The organism is Streptomyces antnestii (genome assembly GCF_004005495.1).
GTDB classification, from domain to species: Bacteria; Actinomycetota; Actinomycetes; order Streptomycetales; family Streptomycetaceae; genus Streptomyces; species Streptomyces antnestii.
In genome coordinates this window covers 164376-184185 of record NZ_RZYA01000011.1, presented here as the reverse complement: position 1 = coordinate 184185, position 19810 = coordinate 164376, and the positions used below count along the sequence as shown (strand labels likewise).

The 19810-nt window shown below is 71.3% G+C and carries 19 protein-coding genes and 1 riboswitch; of the genes, 4 read left to right on the top strand and 15 right to left on the bottom strand.

What is annotated here, in order from left to right; genetic code table 11:
* Positions 1-67: 67 nt before the first annotated feature.
* The 4 genes from EOT10_RS23295 to EOT10_RS23280 all read right to left on the bottom strand — a co-directional run bounded on the left by EOT10_RS23295 (position 68) and on the right by EOT10_RS23280 (position 4168).
* A complete protein-coding gene (locus tag EOT10_RS23295; protein ID WP_127830229.1) occupies positions 68-1114 on the bottom strand; it encodes a methyltransferase in 1047 nt (348 codons plus the stop codon).
* Positions 1115-1165: 51 nt separating this feature from the next.
* Positions 1166-2227 carry a right-handed parallel beta-helix repeat-containing protein gene (locus EOT10_RS23290; protein ID WP_127830228.1) on the bottom strand — a complete coding sequence of 354 codons (1062 nt, stop codon included), beginning with the start codon at positions 2225-2227 and terminating at the stop codon, positions 1166-1168.
* A gap of 235 nt (positions 2228-2462) precedes the next feature.
* On the bottom strand, positions 2463-3599 hold the full coding sequence (locus EOT10_RS23285) for an LCP family protein (RefSeq protein WP_127830227.1): 1137 nt from the start codon (positions 3597-3599) through the stop codon (positions 2463-2465).
* 56 nt (positions 3600-3655) lie between these two features.
* Positions 3656-4168, bottom strand: coding sequence for a transglycosylase SLT domain-containing protein (locus tag EOT10_RS23280; protein ID WP_127830226.1), 513 nt, complete (start codon positions 4166-4168; stop codon positions 3656-3658).
* A gap of 634 nt (positions 4169-4802) precedes the next feature.
* Between EOT10_RS23280 and EOT10_RS23275 the strand changes: the two genes are divergently transcribed.
* Positions 4803-6026 (top strand): cytochrome P450, encoded by a 1224-nt coding sequence (locus EOT10_RS23275; protein ID WP_127830225.1) that lies wholly within the window; start codon positions 4803-4805, stop codon positions 6024-6026.
* 346 nt (positions 6027-6372) lie between these two features.
* On the opposite strand, the gene EOT10_RS23265 is transcribed toward EOT10_RS23275, so the two are convergent.
* The 5 genes from EOT10_RS23265 to nicT form a co-directional block, all read right to left on the bottom strand.
* A complete protein-coding gene (locus tag EOT10_RS23265; RefSeq protein ID WP_127830223.1) occupies positions 6373-6756 on the bottom strand; it encodes a hypothetical protein in 384 nt (127 codons plus the stop codon).
* 229 nt (positions 6757-6985) lie between these two features.
* Complete coding sequence (locus tag EOT10_RS23260; protein ID WP_348539244.1) at positions 6986-7561, bottom strand: LuxR C-terminal-related transcriptional regulator; 576 nt, start codon at positions 7559-7561, stop codon at positions 6986-6988.
* 265 nt (positions 7562-7826) lie between these two features.
* A complete protein-coding gene (locus tag EOT10_RS23255) occupies positions 7827-8465 on the bottom strand; it encodes a hypothetical protein (RefSeq protein ID WP_127830221.1) in 639 nt (212 codons plus the stop codon).
* A 116-nt stretch (positions 8466-8581) separates the two neighbouring features.
* Positions 8582-9307: a YoaK family protein gene (locus tag EOT10_RS23250; protein WP_189491971.1), complete on the bottom strand. Its 726-nt coding sequence runs from the start codon at positions 9305-9307 to the stop codon at positions 8582-8584.
* A gap of 42 nt (positions 9308-9349) precedes the next feature.
* A complete protein-coding gene (nicT, locus tag EOT10_RS23245) occupies positions 9350-10444 on the bottom strand; it encodes a Nickel transporter NicT (RefSeq protein ID WP_127830219.1) in 1095 nt (364 codons plus the stop codon).
* A 28-nt stretch (positions 10445-10472) separates the two neighbouring features.
* Positions 10473-10695, bottom strand: a riboswitch (cobalamin riboswitch).
* Between the two features lie 89 nt (positions 10696-10784).
* Between nicT and EOT10_RS23240 the strand changes: the two genes are divergently transcribed.
* Positions 10785-11147: an ArsR/SmtB family transcription factor gene (locus tag EOT10_RS23240; protein WP_127830218.1), complete on the top strand. Its 363-nt coding sequence runs from the start codon at positions 10785-10787 to the stop codon at positions 11145-11147.
* Between the two features lie 25 nt (positions 11148-11172).
* Here the strand turns inward: EOT10_RS23240 and EOT10_RS23235 are convergent, their stop codons facing one another.
* The 3 genes from EOT10_RS23235 to rho are packed head-to-tail and all read right to left on the bottom strand — an operon-like array spanning position 11173 to position 13475.
* The gene (locus EOT10_RS23235; RefSeq protein ID WP_223281155.1) at positions 11173-11712 is read right to left on the bottom strand and encodes an inorganic diphosphatase; all 540 of its coding nucleotides are present in this window, start codon (positions 11710-11712) and stop codon (positions 11173-11175) included.
* A 48-nt stretch (positions 11713-11760) separates the two neighbouring features.
* Positions 11761-12249 (bottom strand): GNAT family N-acetyltransferase, encoded by a 489-nt coding sequence (locus tag EOT10_RS23230; protein ID WP_127830217.1) that lies wholly within the window; start codon positions 12247-12249, stop codon positions 11761-11763.
* A 59-nt stretch (positions 12250-12308) separates the two neighbouring features.
* Positions 12309-13475 carry a transcription termination factor Rho gene (gene rho / locus EOT10_RS23225; RefSeq protein ID WP_127830216.1) on the bottom strand — a complete coding sequence of 389 codons (1167 nt, stop codon included), beginning with the start codon at positions 13473-13475 and terminating at the stop codon, positions 12309-12311.
* A gap of 342 nt (positions 13476-13817) precedes the next feature.
* Here rho and EOT10_RS23220 point away from each other — a divergent pair, with 342 nt between their 5' ends.
* Positions 13818-14534: a class I SAM-dependent methyltransferase gene (locus EOT10_RS23220; RefSeq protein ID WP_127830215.1), complete on the top strand. Its 717-nt coding sequence runs from the start codon at positions 13818-13820 to the stop codon at positions 14532-14534.
* Here EOT10_RS23220 and EOT10_RS23215 read toward each other — a convergent pair.
* Positions 14531-15007: a YybH family protein gene (locus EOT10_RS23215; protein WP_127830214.1), complete on the bottom strand. Its 477-nt coding sequence runs from the start codon at positions 15005-15007 to the stop codon at positions 14531-14533. The two genes, EOT10_RS23220 and EOT10_RS23215, sit on opposite strands and share 4 nt — an antisense overlap.
* A 156-nt stretch (positions 15008-15163) precedes the next feature.
* The gene (locus EOT10_RS23210; RefSeq protein ID WP_127830213.1) at positions 15164-16438 is read right to left on the bottom strand and encodes an alpha/beta hydrolase; all 1275 of its coding nucleotides are present in this window, start codon (positions 16436-16438) and stop codon (positions 15164-15166) included.
* A gap of 157 nt (positions 16439-16595) precedes the next feature.
* Here EOT10_RS23210 and EOT10_RS23205 point away from each other — a divergent pair, with 157 nt between their 5' ends.
* Entirely contained in the window at positions 16596-18341 is a 1746-nt protein-coding gene (locus tag EOT10_RS23205) for a phosphatidylglycerol lysyltransferase domain-containing protein (protein WP_223281154.1), read from the top strand.
* Here the strand turns inward: EOT10_RS23205 and EOT10_RS23200 are convergent.
* Positions 18328-19683: a hypothetical protein gene (locus EOT10_RS23200; RefSeq protein WP_127830319.1), complete on the bottom strand. Its 1356-nt coding sequence runs from the start codon at positions 19681-19683 to the stop codon at positions 18328-18330. The two genes, EOT10_RS23205 and EOT10_RS23200, sit on opposite strands and share 14 nt — an antisense overlap.
* Positions 19684-19810 lie beyond the last annotated feature (127 nt).

Here is a 19810-nt window from a genome sequence, read left to right as displayed (position 1 = left end):
CGGACACAACCCGAGGCCGCCGGCTTCCGCGTCAGACGCGGGGCCGGCGGCCTCGGGTTGAGCCCGGTCAGTGGGGGACGGTGCACTCGAAGGCGTGCAGGTACGGGTTCACGGGACGGATCTCACCGATGACGAGACCCGCGTCCGTCAGCCGGTCGACCATGCTCTGCCGGGTGTGCTTCGCACCGCCGACGTTGAGGAGCAGCAGCAGATCCATCGACGTCGTGAACTTCATCGACGGGGTGTCGTCCACGAGGTTCTCGATGACGATGACACGGGCACCCGGACGCGCCGCCCTGCGCACGTTTGCCAGCGCCCTGCGCGTGCTGTCGTCGTCCCACTCCAGGATGTTCTTGATGATGTAGACGTCCGCCTGGACCGGGATGTCCTCACGGCAGTCGCCGGCCACGATGCGCACACGGGAGGCCAGTGCCCCGCCCTCACGCAGACGGGGATCGGCGTTCTCGACGACGCCTGGCAGGTCGAGCAGCGTGCCGTGCATCCCGGGGTGCTTCTCCAGCAGACCGGCCACGACCTGGCCCTGGCCGCCTCCGATGTCCGCGACCGAGGTCACGCCCCGCAGATCGAGCAGCTCGGCCACGTCCCGCGCCGACTGCTCGCTGGACGTCGTCATCGCCCGGTTGAACACGTGCGCCGACTCGGGGGCGTCGTTGTTGAGGTAGGTGAAGAACTCCTTGTCGAACACGTCCTCGAAGACGTTCCGGCCGGAGCGCACCGCCTCGTCGAGCTTCGGCCACACGTCCCAGGTCCACGGCTCGGTGCACCACAGGGCGATGTAGCGCAGGCTGTGCGGATCGTCCTCGCGCAGGAGACGGGACATCTCCGTGTGCGCGAACGTGCCGTCCGGGCGCTCGGTGAACACCCCCTGGCTGGACAGCGCGCGCAGCAGCCGGCGCAGTGTCTGCGGCTGAGTCTTCACCGCCGCGGCCAGGTCCTCCACGCTCTTGGGTGTCTCGTCCAGGGCGTCTGCGACACCCAGGCGGGCTGCCGCGCGTACGGCGGCGGCGCACGCCGCCCCGAAAACCAGCTCCCTCAGCCTCATGGGCGGCGCGGGAGCCGACTCCGGCGCGGGAGCCGGATCAACGGTCGTCATGTGTTGCCTCGCTTCTGCCTGCGTGATGGGGGTGCGGACATGCTCTGGGGATCAGCACATTCCGCCGGGCTGGGAGACCGCGCACCGGTTGTCGCGGAAGACGTTGCCCGCGCCCTTGTCCTGGACGGCCAGGTCGGCGGTGCTGTTGCGCAGGGCGATGTTGTCGCGGATCTCGATGCGCTGGTTGAGCGCGTTCTGGAAACTGCGGGCCAGCACGATGCCGCCCGACATCGGGGCTTTGCCCACGTTGTCCTCGACGGTGTTCCCCGCCACGAGCGTGTCCTCGACACCGGTGAGGACGATCCCCGATCCCTGCAGATAGGGCAGCCGGGCGGTCTTGGGGCAGTACTTGTTGTTGGAGTGGACGTAGTTGTGGAGCACGCGCAGTGCGCCGGGGCGCGGCTTGTTCTCGTCGCCGACGAGGAACATCGCGGTGCAGTTGCCGGTCGCCTCGTTGTGATCGACGGTCAGGTCCCGCAGGCGCCGAACCGTGGCGCCGATCCGGTTGCCGAGCAGAAGGTTGTGGCTGAGCACCGTGTTCTGGGTGTCCAGGGCGCCCTCTTCGGCGGCGACCGTGTTGGCGAGGAAGAGTCCCGCGTCGCCGTTGCCCTCGGCGACGTTGTGGCGCAACACCGAGCGCACGGACCGCTCCTGGGCGATGCCCCACTGGCCGTTCTTCTCCGAGCTCACCCTCAGGACCCGCAGCCCGTCGGTCCGCGTCGCCCACAGGCCGGTCTTGGCGAAGCCCCGGAGTGTCAGGGAGCGGACGGTGACGTCTTCGACGGGGGCGCCTTCTTTCCCGGTGACGCAGATGCCGTTGCCCGCCTTGGCGCATGCGCTGTCGGTGGACGAGGTGCCGGGGACGATGACGGTGGACCCGGCGCCGGAGCCCCGCAGGGTCACGCCGGACACGGTGATGGAGACGCTCTCGTGATAAGTGCCGGGGGCGAGGCGGATGACGTCCCCCGGCTTCGCGGAGTTCACGGCTTGCTGGATCGACTCGCCCGGGTTCACGCGGTGCACCGTGTGGGCGGCGGCCGGCGGGGCGGCCCCGAGGCCCGACGCGAAGGCGGCCACGACGCAGGCGAGACGCACAATCTGTCGTTTGGTCATACGGCGAAGCTATGAGCCGGTGTTCCGGCCTGCCACTGCTGATGGCCCAGGCGGGCAGACCCTTCGCCGGGCGGGTGATTCCGGGCGGAAGCGTGCGTGGCGCGACACCACCGGAGCACACCGGCACCCCGTCATCGGGGACGACCGTGGCACGGTACGACGACGGGGTGCCGGTGAAGCCGGCGTGGCTCGGCCGCAGAGACCTGCCCTGACGGCGTGATCCAGACGAAAGGCCCTAGGCGCCCGCGGACACCGGTGAGTCGGTCCGCGCGGCCACCGAGTTCGCGGTCGCGGACTTCGGGATGGGCCGGTCGTCGCGCAGGGCCTGCCAGACCTGGTGGGACGCCTTGGGCAGGGGCAGGACGCGGCCGGCGTCCTGGGCGTCGTAGCTGACCGGCAGCGTGACCATGTTCATATGGGCCGGGCTGATGCCTTTGAGGTCCTTCGCGAGGCCCAGCAGCTTGTCCGCGGACGCGAGGCCGGAGTCGGCGCTGACGGTCTTGGTCGCGGTGTCGGCGAGGTCGTAGGCCCGCGCCGGGTTGCTGATCACGCCGATGGACTCGGCGCGGTGGATCAGTGCCTTGATGAACGCCTGCTGGAGCTGGATCCGGCCGAGGTCGCTGCCGTCGCCGACGCCGTGCCGGGTCCGCACGAGCGCCAGGGCCTGCTCACCCTTGAGGGTGTGCTTGCCAGCGCTCAGCGACAGATGGCTGTTGGCGTCCTTGATGGCCCGGTGGGTGGTGATGTCGACACCACCGAGCTCGTCGACGAACTTCTTGAAGCCCTCGAAGTCGACCTCGAGGTAGTGGTCCATGCGGACGCCCGACATCTTCTCCACCGTCTTCACGGTGCAGGCGGGACCGCCGACCTCGTACGCCTCGTTGAACATCGCCTGCCGCGCGCCCGGCACCGTGCCGCCGGACGGCTTCGCGCACGCGGGCCGCTCGACCATCGTGTCGCGCGGGATGCTCACGACGGAGGCCTTCTTGTGGGCCTTGTCGACGTGCAGCACCATCGCCGTGTCCGAGCGCGCGCCGGTGATCCCACTGCCGTACCGGCCGTGGGTCCCCGCGCGCGAGTCGGAACCGAGGAGCAGGATGTTCATCGCCCCGTCGTGGCTCGCGTCCGGACGGTTCTTGCCGAGCGCGGCGTTGATGTCCGTGCTCTTGAGATTCCCGTTCAGGTGCGACCAGGCGTAGGCGACGCCCCCGCCCGCGACGAGGGCGACGCCGAGCGCGGCGCCGGTGACGGCGCGCCACCGCCTCTTGCGTGAGCCGCCTCGTGAGCGGTGCGTGTTGGCCGGGCCGTAGCCGGCGTGTTCAGGGGCGTCCGTGGTGGGCGCGCGCCCTTCGTCTCCGCTGTCGTGCGGCATGTGCGCTTGCCCTCCGTTCGAGGGGGATCGGTTCGGCGGGATCGATAACGGGTGCCTCAGTAGGCGGAGTTGACGTTGTCGATCGAGCCGTACTTGTCGGCGGCGTAGTTGGCGGCCGCGGTGATGTTGGCGACCGGGTCGGTCAGGCTGTGGGAGGTGCCGGCGACGTGGTAGTAGTCGAAGGTCGGCTGGATGACCTGGAGCAGGCCCTTGGACGGCGTGCCCTTGACCGCGTTGACGTCCCAGTTGTTCACGGCGTTCGGGTTGCCGGACGACTCGCGCATGATGTTGCGGTGCAGGCCCTCGTAGGAGCCGGGGATGTGCTTGGCCTTCATGATCGAGAGGGCCTCACGGATCCAGCCATCGAGGTTGTCCGGGTAGGACGGCTTCGCCTTCGTCGAGACGGCGTGCGCGGCCTTCGGCGCCGCGGCGGGCTCGGCGGCGTGCGCCGGGGACGGGGCGAAGGTCAGCGCGGCGCCCGCGAGGCCGGCGGCGGCCAGGACCGTGACGGTGGCGCGGCGGAAGGCGCTGGGGCGGGTGACGGCGGTGATCGGGGTGGAGACGGTCACGTGGAGTACCTCTTCTGGGCGTCGTGGGGTGGCAGCCGGTGTGGCGGCACCTGGAGCGGAGCGGGGGATATGCCTCGTGGCACGGAGGGATCGGGGCGAGCGCCTTCGCTCGTGCTCCGACCCGCTCTCCGGGACGTCAGCCATGGTTAACGGCGCCCTGAGGAGGGCGCAAGGATGTGACGTACTACCCCACTACGGAGGAATGTCCGAAATGTTGGACTCGGAGTGTGGGGGCGCACGCCGACCGGCGGCTCACCCGCTACTAACGTCCTTGGTATGTGACGTGGCCCCTATGGGGCGCCTCACAGCCGCAGGCCCGCCGGAGTTGCCCAGGTCACGCGCATGACCCGCCCCGCGGGAGGCCGGACGGTGCTCCGAGGGAGGCTGGACGGCACCCCGAGGGCGAGCGCATCCCCGCTTCTGTGCCGGGGGTGTGGCTCTCCGTGCAGGGGTGCCTTCATCGCCCCGTGCAGGGGCGCCCCCATCGCCCTACGTGACACACCGCTTACGCGACCTGCTGCCCGCCCGTGCGGCACACCCTCCCGCGGGAACCCCCACGGGGTGTCTGTGTCGACGGAGTGTCAATAACCTGAAGGGCCTTGCCAGTTACCGAGTCACCGACTTGAGGAGCAACATGTCCACCGCACAGGTCCCCGACATACTGTCGCCGGAGTTCGCCGCGAATCCGTACCCCGTCTACGCGGCCATGCGCGAGCACGCACCCCTCATCTGGCATGAGCCCACGCAGAGTTACATCATTTCCCGGTACGCCGACGTCGAGCGCGTCTTCAAGGACAAGGAGTCGCAGTTCACGACCGACAACTACAACTGGCAGATCGAGCCCGTGCACGGCAGGACGATCCTTCAGCTCAGCGGGCGCGAGCACGCGGTGCGGCGCGCTCTCGTCGCACCGGCCTTCCGCGGGAGCGACCTCCAGGAGAAGTTCCTGCCGGTCATCGAGCGCAACTCCCGTGAACTGATCGACACGTTCCGCGCCGACGGCGCCGTCGACCTCGTGGACGCGTACGCGACGCGCTTTCCCGTCAACGTGATCGCCGACATGCTGGGCCTGGACAAGGCCGACCACGCGCGGTTCCACGGCTGGTACACCACCGTCATCGCCTTCCTCGGCAACCTCTCAGGTGACCCCGAGGTGGCGGCGGCCGGGGAGCGTACCCGCGTCGAGTTCGCCGAGTACATGATCCCGGTCATCCGGCGGCGCCGGGACGACCTCGGCGACGACCTGCTCTCCTCACTGTGCGCCGCCGAGGTCGACGGCGTCCGCATGAGCGACGAGGACATCAAGGCGTTCTGCAGCCTGCTGCTCGCGGCCGGCGGCGAGACCACCGACAAGGCCATCGCCAGCATCTTCGCCAACCTGCTCACCCACCCCGACCAGCTCGACGCCGTCCGCGAGGACCGCACGCTGATCGCCCGCGCCTTCGCCGAGACGCTGCGCCACACCCCGCCGGTGCACATGATCATGCGCCAGTCCGCGACCGACGTGGAGGTGAGCGGCGGAACGATCCCCGCGGGAGCGACCGTCACCTGTCTGATCGGCGCGGCCAACCGTGACGAGGACCGCTACGCGCGGCCCGACCGCTTCGACATCTTCCGCGAGGACCTCACCGCCACGAACGCGTTCTCGGCGGCCGCCGGCCACCTCTCCTTCGCGCTCGGCCGGCACTTCTGCGTCGGCGCGCTCCTGGCCAAGGCGGAGGTCGAGATCGGCGTGGGCCAACTCCTCGACGCCATGCCCGATGTGCGGCTCGCCGACGGGTTCGACCCGGTGGAGCAGGGCGTGTTCACCCGCGGCCCGAAGTCCCTGCCGGTGCTGTTCACCCCCGTGGGGGCGTGAACAGCACGCCGGGCAGCGGGAATTGGGCGGGGGTCGGTCGCGTAACGTAAGCCGGGAGCGCGGCTGGACGCGAGGACGCCGGCTGGGGCCTCCAGCCGGCGTGGGTGCCGTCGCCGAGGGCGGGGTACTCGCGGCGACGGAGCAGGGCGGTGCGGTAGAACTCCAGCATGGACGACGTCTCGTCGCCGGTCCGGGCAAAGAAAGGCCGGACCGGACGGAGCCGTACGCGGCAAAAGCGGTCGGCCAGGTCGCGGAGTCGAAACCCGGCCGACCGCCTGTACGGTGGCTGCCGGCGTGCGAGCGGTCGTCGTGCGGCGGCGGTCATGCCGACCGGGGCTGCGCGGCCTTACGGCGCCGTGAGATCCACCCTCTGAACCAGGTCACCCGATGTGGGCGGCCGCTGGATCGTGAGGTGGTCCGTGTACGAGTCGTCTCTGCAGGTCACGAGGGCCGTGGCCCTCACGTGCTTGTGCCTGGGGATGTTCTGGAATGTGACCGAGTACGCGCCCGCCCTCACCACGCCCTTATTTCCGTCGGTTTGGGTTTCCAGGTTCGTGGATATCTGCACCGACCGGGGGGCTGATCCGGTCCCGCAGTCGTCGACCGACCCTGTGACCACGACCTCACCACTTGCCGGGTCGGCTGCTGCCTGGTTCGCGGCCGCGAACGACGCCACGGCTGTCAGAGGGAGTATCGCTGTGGCGCAGAGAATTGCGATGCGATTGCGCATGACTTCTCCTAGCTTATCGGCTCGCGCTGCAGAGCGAAACGCGAATGGAATTCCCGTTCGGCTGTCAAGGTGCAGCGTGTCCGGGAATGAATGCCGATTCGCTGTTCCGACTGGTCCGGCGAAGTTTTCCCCTACCAAGGTCCAGCTTCGCGCCGTGGTGGTCAAGGGGGACAACTACCCACGAGTGGCGGGGTACGACTAGCCACGGCAGCCGTGCACGGCGGCTCTTTCATGGGCCGGTGAGCCCGTATTCGATCGCGAGCCGGGTGAGGTCCGAGCGGCGCCGATAACCCGTTTTCCCGTGGATCCGGTCGAGATGTGACTGCACAGTGTGCTTGCTGATGCACAGCTTGTCGGCGATTTCGCTGTCCGTCGCGCCGTTGGCGATGAGCCTCAGGACCTCCTGCTCCCGGTCCGTGAAGTGCAGTGATTTTTCCTGCAAATAGCCGGCGGGCGCGGACACGTAACTGCGGCCCGAGCCCACGACCCGAATCGCCGTCAGCAATTCGTCCCCCTCGGCCTGCCGGCTCAGATATCCGTCGGCGCCTGCCCGGATCACCTGAGCCGCGTCGATCTGCACAGCGGACGACGTGACGATGACGGCGTGTCCCCGCTTCCGCAGCTCCGCCACGGTCGCGGCGAGCCTCGCGGGCGACTGCTGAAGGTCCATCAGGACCACATCGGCGCCACGCAGTGTGCCGTCCGCGGCCTGGAGAGATGACGCCGTGGCGACCAGGTGGAGGTCGGGAGCCGTGCGGACCAATTGCGAAACGCCGTGTCGGAAGAGGGGACAGTCCCCGATCACCGCGATCCGCGTGAATCTGGTACTCACAGGCCGCGACCGGTGCCTGGCAGAGCGGAGAGGCGGGCACGCCTGTCCGGCTCCGGCACGACCGTGGACATCGCCTCAGCGCAACCGTTCATGGACATCTCCGATCTCGCGCGCGGGCGCCTGGCCCTCAGCTTCGGCGGGACCGGAGAGTTCAGCCCGTCGGGCTAGCCCGTCCGAGGTGCCGCCCATTTGGCTGACGAGCTGAGTCCCAAGGCCCCGGGCTTCCAAGTACCAGGCTCTAGCCCTCCCGCGGAGCGCGCGTCCTGCGCCACAGCAGGAAGGCCGAGCCGCCCGCGAGCGCCGTGCCGAGGCCGATCCTGCCCAGGTCGACGCCGCTCTCCGCGCTGCCGCCGACGCCGGCCCGGGCGGCACGCGGGGTGTCGTGCTCAACGGTCATCGGCGCGCTCCACCGCTTGCCGTCGGGGCAGGACCCGTCCACGGCGAACTGTGAGCCGGCCGCGGCCGTGAAGCCGCTCGCCCCGGCGAGGCGCGCCGTCCCCCGGTACTGCGTGCGGTCGCCGTCCTGGCCCCGCGCACCGCCGCTCGAAGGGAGCGTGACGGAGCCCTCGGCGAAGGCGTGGGAGCTGGCCGTGATGGAACCCTGCCCGCTGCGTCCGCAGGAGACCGTGATCTCGACCGTGGACGAGGCCGACACGGTCGTCGGGGAGAGGAACACCTCCGCGACGCTCGTGGCGCGCGCGGTGGCGCTGTCACCGGACGGGCCCACGCTGTCCCGAGGGACCTCGGAGCCGATGGAGCCCGCGGAGTCCTGTGAGGTCACCGCGGCGGGCGCGGTGACCCTGGCGGGCGCGGTCATCGGGTGGGGTGCGCTGACGGTCCCGGGCGCGAGTGCGGTCAGGCACGCGGTCGTCGTCATGACGGTGGCTATCGGGCAGAACATGAGGCGCCTCTCCGGGTCCCTGTGGCGCCGCGGCAGATCGCTGCGGCCCTGCTCAGGACGGTAGTTAGCCCGGGAGGACGGCGCCCGCAGGATTAGGCCGATCGGTGGTCACCCGCGCCCGTGTCCCCGGCGGCGCCGGACTCGCGACAACAGGCCGCCGCGCCCGTCACGAGCAGGGCGCCGGCGAGGAGGGGCCAGCCGAGGCCGTGGTACAGGACGAGCAGCGCGCCGAGCGCGGCGCCCCCGAGCATCGCCGCCACGGAGACGAGCCGCCGCCCCGCCCGCGGATCGGTCCCGCCGGCGAGCGAGGACTCCGAGGCGAGCCCCGTCAGCGTCATGGTCAGGACCGTGGTGGTCATGTCGGGCACCGCGAGCTTGCGGACCGTGGCGTTGCGCAGCCCCATCGCCCAGGCGAGGACCGCGATGAGCGCGTACGTCGCCCCGCCCGGCCGGTCGAACGCGATGGCCGCCGCCACCGCGAGCAGGACCGCCTCGGTGACGAAGACCGACCGCACCCAGGCTCGCCGGGCGCGCCCGGCGAACGCCGTCGAGAGCCGCCCCGCGCACACCGCGCCCGCGAGGAACGCGCCGAGGGACGTGAGCGACCCGAGGACGGAGAATCCGGGAGCGCCGGCGGCGGCGAAGCCGATGATGACGACGTTCCCGGTCATGTTCGCCGCGAAGACATGGCCGAGGCCCAGATAGCTGACCGCGTCGACGAAGCCGCTCACCAGCGTGAGCACCGTGAGGGCCGCGGGAAGGCCGGACCGGTGCGCCGCCGGCGCGGAAGCCGCCGCGGGACCGCTGCCTTCGCTCACCCGCACGACCTTACGGAGTCCCGGCCCCCGCGGCCTCCCGGATCAGGACCGCAGGGCCCACCGTTCCTCGACCTTCGCGAACCGCCAGTACCCGATGGCCGCCGCCCAGACGACGACGAAGAGGCCCACGATGATGAACCCGACGTTGTCCAGGTCCAGTCCCGCGATCCAGCCGGTCACCGAGTCCCGCAGGTCGAGCTTGTCGTGCAGGACACCCACGAGCTCGATGGTCCCGATCAGGAACGCGACGGCGATGGACAGGCCGGTGATGGCGAGGTTGTAGAACACCTTGCGCACGGGGTTCGAGAACGCCCACTGGTACGCGAAGTTCATGAACGTCCCGTCCAGGGTGTCGAACAGGCTCATCCCGGCGGCGAACAGGAGCGGCAGGCACAGGATCGCGTACCAGGGCAGTCCGGCCGCGGCCCCGCTGCCCGCCATCACCATCAGCGTGACCTCGGTCGCCGTGTCGAAGCCGAGGCCGAAGAGGAAGCCGAGGGGGAACATCTGGCCGGGGCGGCTGACGGACCTGGTGAACCGGCCGAGGATCCGGTTCATGAACCCCCGTGAATCCAGGTGCTGTTCGAGCTCCGCCTCGTTGTACGAGCCCCCGCGCATGGCCCGGAACACCCGCAGAATGCCGACCAGGGCGACGAGGTTGAGCGCCGCGATGAGGTACAGGAAGGACCCGGAGATCGTGGTGCCCATGACGCCGAGCGTCTGATGGGTGGCCGACCCCTCGTTCATGATGCGTCCGGCCAGCTGCGTGCCGCCGGCGATGAGCGCGGCGAGCACGACCACGACGCTGGAGTGCCCGAGCGCGAACCAGAAGCCCACCGACACCGGGCGCTTGCCGTCGGCCATCAGCTTGCGGGTGGTGTTGTCGATCGCGGCGATGTGGTCGGCGTCGAACGCGTGCCGCATCCCCAGGGTGTACGCGGTGACGCCGAGGCCGATCCCGAAGGCCTTGGAGCCGACCTCGTAGTGCTCCGGGACGACGAGCAGGAACAGGATGCCGAACGCGACGACATGGAGTGCGGCGATCACCGCGAGGAGTCCGGCGGTGCGGACGGTGTCCTCGCGCCGCCAGGCGAACGCGGAGCGTCCGGTTTCAGGGGTCTTCACAGGCAGGGTCATTCGGTCACGCTCCAACACCTCGTGGATCACTTCGTGAGATGCCGTGGCCGGTCTCCTGGCTGACGGGTGTCCGCGTCCGCCCCGGCCTTCCCAGCCGCGCGAAGCAGCCAGTGGCGTGGTGGGGCGAGGCGTCCCGGGTCGTCTCGTTGCCGAGGGGCCCGGGGCCCGATCACAGTGGCGAGGGCCGCTTCGGTCTGAGTCCTTGAGGGACTGTCACCGAATTCCCGAGCACCACGGCCCGCCCACAGTAGAGGCCGGGCCGCGACGCCTGCAAGGCTGCACAGCTGCGTAGGTGTGCGCGGGTATTCAAGATCACATCGGCGGCTGAGAAGATGGGGCCATGCATCTCGTCCCTGCCGAGCGCGCCGACCGTCGCACGATCGACGGCCACCGGGTCTGCGACGCCATCGCCGCCATCGGTGAGCCAGGACATGTCCGCGCCTGGGCCGACCGGTTCTCCCTCCTCGCCGACGCCAGGCGGCTCGCACTGCTGCTCGCCCTGTACCGCGCGGGGCCGCTGGCCGTCTCGGACCTCGCCGTGGCCACGGGCATGAACGACCCCGCGGTTTCCCAGGCGTTGCGGCTGCTGCGCGCGGCCGGTGTGGTCGAGGGGGAGAAGGAGGGCAGGATCGTGCGCTACCGCGTCGTCGACGCGGCGACCGAGGACCTGCTCAAGCACTGCGCGACGGACGGCGCGCACTGACACGTGCGCGCCGCCGTGGCCGCCTTCAGCCCCGTCGGGCGGCGGCCCGGTCGCGCGCGGCGGCGATCTCCGCGTACGTGAGGTCGCGGCCCTCCCAGTGCGAGCCCTCGACGGACTTGCCGGGTTCCAGGTCCTTGTAGACCTCGAAGAAGTGCGTGATCTCCAGGCGGTCGAACTCGGAGAGGTCCTCGATGTCCTGCACGGCGGCGTGGCGCGGGTCGTGCGCGGGCACGCACAGGACCTTCTCGTCCATGCCCTTCTCGTCCCGCATGACGAACATGCCGATCGCGCGGCACTCCACGGTGCAGCCGGGGAACGTGGGATCGCCCACGAGTACGAGCGCGTCGAGCGGATCACCGTCACGCCCGAGCGTGCCCTCGATGTATCCGTAGTCCGCGGGGTACTGGGTGGAGGTGAACAGCATCCGGTCGAGCCTGATCCGGCCGACGGAATGGTCCATCTCGTACTTGTTGCGGGAGCCTTGGGGGATCTCCACGGTCACGTCGAACGCGTGGATCCCGTCGGGGGTGCGGGCTTCGTCGGTGTGACGGACCTCGTTGTCCAAACCGGCCTCCTCGTCCACCCCGAGTGTGCGCCCGGGAGTGCGGGCGCGTCAGCCGATCGGGAACTCCAATTCGGGCCTGTCCCACATCACGGCGGGCGGGTCGGCGGCGACCGTGCCGGTACGTACGGCTCCCACGCTCCGGTAGAAGCCCTCGGCCGGCGGGTGGGAGACCACACGGACCGAGGTGAGCCCGGCCGCGCGCGCCTCGTCCTTCATGTGCTCGACGAGCAGCCGCCCGATGCCGAGCCCCTGCGCCACGTCGGCGACGAACATCAGGTCGAGCTCCGGCGGTACGAGCGTGAGCGCGTAGAACCCGAGCACCAGGTCATCGGCGCCGACCGCGACGAAGACCCGATGGGTCTCGATGTAGTCGGGGCCCACCCGGTAGCCGGCCACCATCGACGCGTACGGGGCCTCGTAGGCGCGGGACGTGCGGACGAGCCGGGTCAGCCGCTTGGCGTCGCGGGCCGTCGCCCGGCGCACCCGGACCGCCCCGCCGTCCCCCGCGCTCCCCGCGGCTGTAATGCTCGACTTCATAGGCTGAGTATTACGCATCCTGGCCGGCCGATCGACCGGGAAGGTGTACGGCGGACGTCTCACGCGCCGGGGACGGTGGACTGCACCTGCCGCAGGAACGTCGCGTTGTCCGGCGTCTGCCGGATCCGCTCGACGAGCGTCTCGACCCCGGCGTGCCCGTCCCGCGACAGCAGGGCGCGGCGCAGACCTCGTATCACCGTCAACTCGCCCTCGGAGAGCAGGAGTTCCTCGCGGCGCGTGCCGGACCGGGCGAGGTCGACGGCGGGGTGGATCCGGCGCTCCGCGAGGCCGCGGTCGAGGCGGATCTCCATGTTGCCCGTGCTCTTGAGCTCCTCGAAGTAGTAGTCGTCGGCGCGGGAGCCGGTGTCGACGAGCGCGGTCGCGAGGATGGTGAGCGAGCCGCCCTCCTCGGCGAGCCGGGCCGCCCCGAAGAACCGCTTGGGCCCGATCAGCGCGGAGGCGTCGACACCGCCGCTGAGCGTACGGCCGCCGGACGACGCCGAGTTGTTGTGGGCGCGGCACAGGCGGGTCAGGGAGTCGAGCAGGATGACGACGTCCCGGCCGTCCTCGACGAGCCGCTTGGCGCGCTCGACGGCGAGTTCGGCCAGGGCGACATGGGTCCTGGCGGGCTGGTCGAAGGTCGACGCGAAGACCTCACCGCGCACGGAGCGCCGCATGTCGGTGACCTCCTCGGGGCGTTCGTCGAGGAGCACGACCATCAGATGGGCCCCGGGGTGGTTCGCGGCGACGGACGCGGCGAGCTGTTGCAGCAGTACGGTCTTGCCGGTCTTGGGCGGCGCGACGATGAGCCCGCGCTGTCCCTTGCCGATGGGGGTGAACAGGTCGACGAGGCGCGGCGTCACGCCGCCCGTCGCCGTTTCGAGGCGGAGCCGCTGCCGCGGGTGCAGGGGAGTGAGGTCGCCGAACCGGGGCCGCGCGCGCAGCTCGTGGACGGGGCGCCCGTTGACGCGCTCGGCCTCGGCGAGCACACGCGGCCTGCCGCAGGTCCCCTCGACCAAGTCGCCCTTGCGCAGGCCCAGTCGGCGCATCAGTGCGACCGGGACCTGCACGTCGTGCGAGGTCGGCAGCAGGTCGGTGCGACGCAGGAACCCGGGCCCGCTGCCCGGGACGTCGAGGACGCCCGCGGCCCGGACCGCGACCGCTTCCTTCGGCGGCGCCGTCGTGAACGCCTTTGTGGCGGTGGGGGGTTCGAGTGTGGTGGTCATCGGAATCAGTCCTTTCGAGGACGTTCGTACGAGGTAGTTCGTACGAGGTCGTTCGTACGAGGTGAAGCAGGGGAGGGGTGGGGGATCCGGCGGGCCGGGGCGGTGACAACACGCCCCTCAGAAGCCTGTGGCCGGGGGAGAAACGATGCGGGGTACGGCGCGTCGGCGCCGCCTGGCGCATCGCTGACATCGATTCGTCGAACGCCGGAATCGCGGCGATTCGAGGAGGGAGACTGGCACCGGCGCCGAAGAGGCGGCTAGCACACGTGCCATTTGCACTGTAACACCATGAGGGCGCCGCCCCGCAAGAGCGCCCGGCGAGGGCGCCCTATGCTGGCCCCGATGTTCGCACCCGAAGGTCCCACGGTCCGGGAGCTCGCCGTCCAGGCGCTGTCCTCCGTCGAGCACGGCTACGACCTGCTCGCCCCCCGGTTCGACCACACGCCGTTCCGGACGCCCCGCTCCGTCCTCGCCCCCGTCACCCGCGCCCTGCACGGCCTCGGCCCCTTCGAGCGCGGGCTCGACCTGTGCTGCGGGACCGGCGCGGGGCTCGGCGTGCTGCGACAGGTGTGCCGCGAGCGGCCCGTAGGGGTCGACATCAGCGCGGGCATGCTCACGGCGGGCCGCGCCGCGCACGGGAGCGACGCGGACCTGGTGCGCGCTGACGCGCTCGCGCTGCCCTTCGGGCCGGTGTTCGACCTGGTCGTCAGCTTCGGGGCATTCGGGCACTTCCTGCCACGGCAGCGGCCCGCACTGTTCGCCCAGGTCCACTCCGTGCTGAAGCCCGGCGGCCGCTTCGCGTTCCCGATGCCGGCGCCCGCGCGGCCCGGTTCCCGCGGCTACTTCGCGATGCTGGCCTTCGACGGCGCGATGCGGGTGCGGAACGCGCTGTGGCGGCCGCCCTTTGTCATGTACTACCGCGGCTTCCGCCTCGGCGACGTGCGCGGCGAGCTGGCCTGGGCCGGGTTCGACGTGGCGCTCCACGCGCTCCCGGAACTAGGTGAGCGGCGGGACGGCAGCCCCAGGTGCCGGCTCCTGGTGGCCACGAGAAGGCGCTAACGCGCGGTGTCGGGCACCCCGCCCGCCTGCCGGACGTCCTCGTGGAGATGGACGATCAGCCAGCGTCCACCCGCGGGATCCTTGCGCAGGACCGCCGTGTTCCGGATCAGTTCGGGACGCAGCGGGGCGCCGTCAGGCCCGGGCGCGAACGCGGCGCGCAGCCAGTACCGCAGGACGGCCGTGTCGCCGAAGACGTCGACGACCGGGTCGTAGGGGCGCGGCCCGCTGCTCACGGGGCCGTCCCCGTCCGCCGGCCGCTCGGACCGTACGCGGTCCAGGTCCGGCTTGCCGAGCAGCAGCGGCTCGGCCGACGGGTCCCAGATCGTGGCCTCCGGGTCGAGCCGCGCGTCGACCTGAGCCCGGTCCCCGGTTGCGTACGCCTCGTACATGCCCGTCACGACGGACCACACGGCGGCCACGTCACCGGGTGCCGCGCCGGGCCTGGCCAGTGCGGGGCGGGCGGACTGGGGCATGCGGGTGCTCCTGGTCGGGCGGGGGAGGTGCGCCGGGACGGCGGTGCTGCCAGGCCACCGTAACGGGTCGTCGATCACCGGCGGCCGGTCGGCCCCCGCGCGAGGACCTCCGCCCGCCCCGGGCACCGGCGCGCCGGGGTGGACTCGGAGGGGCCGTCACCGGCGCGGACGCCCCGCGGCCTGGGTCGTGGGCGAGTGGGCCGGCGCCGAGGCCGGCTTGTGGGCGGTCGCACCCGGGCGGTGCTTGGCCGGGGCCGGAGTGATGTCCTGCGGGAACGTCAGCTGACCGCTCATCCACTGCATCGCCGGCGCGATCTCCCGCAGCCACGTCGTGAAGTGGTGGCTGCCGCGCGGCAGGATGATCTGGGCCGACGTCATGGGCGACTTCACCGCGTGCAGGAACTTCATCGTGTCGGCGTAGTCCTTCTCGCCCTGCCGGCTGCTGGCGGCCAGGACCGACACGTTCGGGACAGGCAGGTGCTTCAGACGCCACACCAGGTCGTGCTCCCGCCGGCGCCGGGCGCCGGCCGGACCCGAGCCGAAGAGGCTGCCCGTGGTGAGGTCGTCCGCGATCTTGTAGTCCCCGGACAGGGACGCGGCCGACGTGTACACGTTGGGGTTGCGCATCGCGAGCTGGAGCGAGCACGTGCCGCCCGACGAGTAACCGAGGGCGCCCCACGCGCTCGGGTCGTGTCCCACGCGGTACGTCTGCTTGATCGCTTCCGGCAGGTCCTTCGTGAAGAACGTCTCCGCCTGCGGGCCGCCCGGGACGTCCACGCACTCGGTGTCACGCGGCGGCGCGATCGTCGGACGCACCATGACGATCACCGTCGGCTGCATCTTGTTCTGCTGCAGCAGCCGCTGTGCGGTCTGCGGCACCTGGAGATACTGGGCGAGGTTCATGATGCCGCCCGGATAGCCACTGATCGTGACCATCACCGGGAAGCGCTGGCGGTGGTACTGCTTCTGGAAGTACTGCGGCGGCAGGTACACGAACCCCGGGTCGACGGCCCGGGTGCGCCGTCCGATGATGCGCACGGACTCGACCCGGCCGACCTGCGCGGCGGGCCCGTGCGGCAGGCCCTTCACGCGGTCGAGGCCCTGCGGTCCGGCCGGCTGCACGAGCCGGCCCTGGACCGCTCCGACGGTGGAGTAGACACCGGACTTGCCCAGGGCGGTGACCGTGGCCGGAGCCTTGTCGACATGGCCGAGCAGCTCGCCCCAGGAACCGTAGAAGTCGAACTGGGTGTTCACCGCCACGGCGAACGAGGTGATGATCGTCAACTGCGTGACCGCGATCACCCCGAGTCGTCCGAGGACCGCCACGGGCCCGCGCCGGGCGAGGCGGGGCCACACCCAGACAGTGAGCCCCACGCACACCAGTGCGGCCAGCACCGTTGCGTATTCCAGTGACCGGCTCGTCAGGCCCATGTCTTCCTCAACTTTCAGCCGTCATCTGCACTGTTAAGCAGTTTTCATGGGGAAAGAGGCAGGATGGACACGGACGGTTTGCCTTCGGCCGTGTTCTTACCGAGCCCCTGTGTCGCTCTTACTCCCCGGTGGTGTCGCGCTTCTACGCTCAGTCACTGTGAAACAACGCCCCGCCGCCGTGGCAGGTCACACGTGCCTGATCATCGGAATTCTGGACATCGCTTCGGCGATCGCCCCGCACATCCACGAGACCCGCATAGAGCGGATCGCACCGTACGTGCCGGGTCTCGCCGAGGAGATGGCGCGCGCCGCCGCGCTCGCCGCGGGCCTGCTGCTCGTGATGCTCGCGAGAGGCCTGCGCCGCCGGAAGCGGCGCGCCTGGGAGGCGGCCGTCGGGCTGCTCGCCGTCAGCGCGCTCCTTCAGGGTTTCCGCCACCACGCGTTCATCCCCGCCGCCGTCTCGGCGGTTCTGTGCGTCGCGCTCATCGCGTACCGCAAGGAGTTCTACGCGCTCGGCGACCCACGCGGCAGAACGCGCGCCCTGTGGAACCTCGTCGTCCTCGGCGGCTGCAGCTTCGGCCTCGGCCTCCTCATCGTCGGCGTACGCGCTGACCAGGAAGCCGGCCACGCCATCTCGTTCACCGACCGGGTCCAGCAGGTCGGCTACGGACTGATCGGCGCGTACGGCCCCATCGACTACACCAGCGACCGGATCGGCGACATCGTCCACTTCTCGCTGCTCGCGCTCGGCGTCGTCACCGCCGTCACCAGCGTCTACCTCGCCCTGCGGCCCGTCACCCTGCGTCCCGCCGACAGCGACGAGCGCCTGCGCTCCCTGCTCGCCGACGAGGGCCGGCGCGACTCGCTCGGCTACTTTGCGCTGCGCGAGGACAAGAGCGTCCTCTTCTCGCCCTCGGGCAAGGCCGCCATCGCCTACCGCGTGGTGTCCGGCGTGGCCCTCGCGGGCGGCGACCCCATCGGCGACTACGAGGCGTGGCCCGGCGCCATCAAGGAGTTCCTGCGCCAGTGCGACCTGCACGCCTGGACCCCCGCCGTGATGGGCTGCAGCGAACTCGGCGGACAGGTCTGGACCCGCGAGGGCGGCCTCAAGGCACTGGAGCTGGGCGACGAGGCCATCGTCGACTGCGCCGAGTTCAGCCTCGCGGGACGCTCCATGCGCAACGTCCGGCAGATGGTCAACCGCATCGAGCGCGGCGGCTACACCTGCCGCATGCGGCGTGTACGCGATCTGCCCGACGAGGAGAAGAAGCGGCTGCGCGAGGCCGCCGCGGCCTGGCGCGGCAGCGCGACCGAACGCGGGTTCTCCATGGCGCTCGGCCGGTTCGGCGACCCCGGCGACGGGGACTGCGTCGTCGTCACCGCCCACCAGGAGGACGAGGCGGGCAACGACCGCGTACGCGCCCTGCTGCACTTCGTGCCCTGGGGCGAGGACGGTCTCTCCCTCGACCTGATGCGCCGCGACCGCACCGCCGAACCCGGCCTCAACGAGCTCCTCATCGTGGCCGCGCTGCGCGGCGCCCCCGGGCTCGGCGTGCAGCGCATGTCGCTCAACTTCGCCGTGTTCCGGGCCGCTCTCGCACGCGGCGAGCGCCTCGGCGCGGGGCCGGTCCTGCGGGTGTGGCGCGGGCTTCTCGTGTTCCTGTCGCGCTGGTTCCAGATCGAGTCCCTGTACCGGTTCAACGCCAAGTTCCGCCCGGTGTGGGAGCCCCGCTTCGTCGTCTATCCCACGGTGCGCGACCTGCCGAGGATCAGCTGGGCCTGCCTCCAGGCGGAGGCGTTCGTCGTCCTGCCGCGCCCCGCGGAGCGGCTGCGCCAGCTGATCCGCAGCCGGCCCGCCGCCCGCGACGACCAGCCGCAGCCGGTCGGGATCACCAACCCGTGAACAGCAGATGGTTGACCAGCAGGGCGAGCACCGCCTGCGCGGTCAGCCAGCCGCGCCGCCACCGCTCCGGCAGGAGAGCGGTGGCCGCGAGGAGCCACACGCCGAACGGGAGCCAGATCCGTTCCGTCTCCGCCTTGCTCATACCGGACAGATCGGCGGCCAGCAGGGCGAGCGCCGCGCCGAGCACGACCGTCGCGAGCCGCCCCGCCGGCTCCCCGCGGGCGCGCAGGACCTGCCCGGGAACCCGGCGCAGCCCCGCCGCCGTGGCAAGCCCCACGATCAGCACCGTGCACGCGAGGTTGGCCCACACCCAGTAGCCGTACGGCCGGACCCCGCCCGCGCCCTCGTAGTAGCGCTCCGTCAGCAGCCGGTACGCCTCCCACCAGTTGAACCCGGCGAGGGTGAACGCCACCGGCACGACCGCCGCCCCCACGAGGAACAGCGGCAGCGGCCGCGCCGTACGCGCCACGACCAGCACGGCCGCCCCGACGACGGCGATCAGCGTCAGTCCGTACGACAGATAGCACGTGAGCCCGAACAGCAGTCCGCTGCCGAGCGCCGCCGTGCGGCTCCCGCGCGTCGCCGCCACCGCGAGCAGCGCGAGCGACCAGGCGGCGACCGCCGCGAAGTACCCGTCGGCCGACGTGCCCACCCACACCGCGCCCGGCGCGAGCACCAGGAACGGCGCCGCGCGGCGCGCCGTCCGCTCGTCCGCGAGCGCGCGCACCGCGACGAGGACGGCCACCGCCGCCGTGGTGCCCACCGTCACGCACCACACCCCGGCCCACGCGCCCCCGCCGAGCCCGATCCGGTCCAGGCCGACGAAGGTCAGGGTCGCCGCGGGCGGATGGCCCGCGACATGGGGCGGCCAGTGGCCGGGGGAGTGCAGCAGGATGTGCCGCGTGAAGTCCCGCAGCGTCGCGCCGACGTCCCCGAACCGGCCGATGACCGTGAGGTACTCGTACGACGTGGTCAGGCGCCCGGCGACGCCCTGCTGCCAGCCGTCGACGAGCGCGAGCGAGAACGTCCAGGCCGCCGACGCGCCCCACACGGCGGGCAGCAGCAGCCGCCACCGCAGCCGGGCGGCCACCACGGGCCCGTACGCCACGACGAGCACGGCGACGCACACCGCCGCCGGAGTGCCCGGGCCCACGTGCGGGTACCAGCGGGCGTACAGCGGTGGCCAGTTGACGTGCAGGGTGCCGTAGTGGTCCTCGATGTACCGGCCCACGAGGACGGCCGTCGCGACCAGGGCCGCCGCCACCGCGGCGGCCAGCAGGTCACGGCGCGTCCCGCCGGAGTCGGACGCGGTGGTGGGGCGCGCGGTGCGGGGTGCTTGCAGCTTCACACCCGGAACGCTAGGCGCCGGACCCTCCCGTCCGGTGGCAGCGCGGGGTGGCGTCACCGAACCGTCAGATCTTCCTCCGCGGATCCGACGGCCGTCCGCACTACCGTCGGAGCAGGCCGGC

Excerpts from the sequence above, each read along its gene's own strand:
- EOT10_RS23295 (WP_127830229.1), bottom strand. The coding sequence starts at position 1,114 with ATGACGACCGTTGATCCGGCTCCCGCGCCGGAGTCGGCTCCCGCGCCG.
- EOT10_RS23290 (WP_127830228.1), bottom strand. The coding sequence starts at position 2,227 with ATGACCAAACGACAGATTGTGCGTCTCGCCTGCGTCGTGGCCGCCTTC.
- EOT10_RS23285 (WP_127830227.1), bottom strand. The coding sequence starts at position 3,599 with ATGCCGCACGACAGCGGAGACGAAGGGCGCGCGCCCACCACGGACGCC.
- EOT10_RS23275 (WP_127830225.1), top strand. The coding sequence starts at position 4,803 with ATGTCCACCGCACAGGTCCCCGACATACTGTCGCCGGAGTTCGCCGCG.
- EOT10_RS23265 (WP_127830223.1), bottom strand. The coding sequence starts at position 6,756 with ATGCGCAATCGCATCGCAATTCTCTGCGCCACAGCGATACTCCCTCTG.
- EOT10_RS23255 (WP_127830221.1), bottom strand. The coding sequence starts at position 8,465 with ATGACGACGACCGCGTGCCTGACCGCACTCGCGCCCGGGACCGTCAGC.
- nicT (WP_127830219.1), bottom strand. The coding sequence starts at position 10,444 with ATGACCCTGCCTGTGAAGACCCCTGAAACCGGACGCTCCGCGTTCGCC.
- EOT10_RS23240 (WP_127830218.1), top strand. The coding sequence starts at position 10,785 with ATGCATCTCGTCCCTGCCGAGCGCGCCGACCGTCGCACGATCGACGGC.
- EOT10_RS23230 (WP_127830217.1), bottom strand. The coding sequence starts at position 12,249 with ATGAAGTCGAGCATTACAGCCGCGGGGAGCGCGGGGGACGGCGGGGCG.
- rho (WP_127830216.1), bottom strand. The coding sequence starts at position 13,475 with ATGACCACCACACTCGAACCCCCCACCGCCACAAAGGCGTTCACGACG.
- EOT10_RS23220 (WP_127830215.1), top strand. The coding sequence starts at position 13,818 with ATGTTCGCACCCGAAGGTCCCACGGTCCGGGAGCTCGCCGTCCAGGCG.
- EOT10_RS23215 (WP_127830214.1), bottom strand. The coding sequence starts at position 15,007 with ATGCCCCAGTCCGCCCGCCCCGCACTGGCCAGGCCCGGCGCGGCACCC.
- EOT10_RS23210 (WP_127830213.1), bottom strand. The coding sequence starts at position 16,438 with ATGGGCCTGACGAGCCGGTCACTGGAATACGCAACGGTGCTGGCCGCA.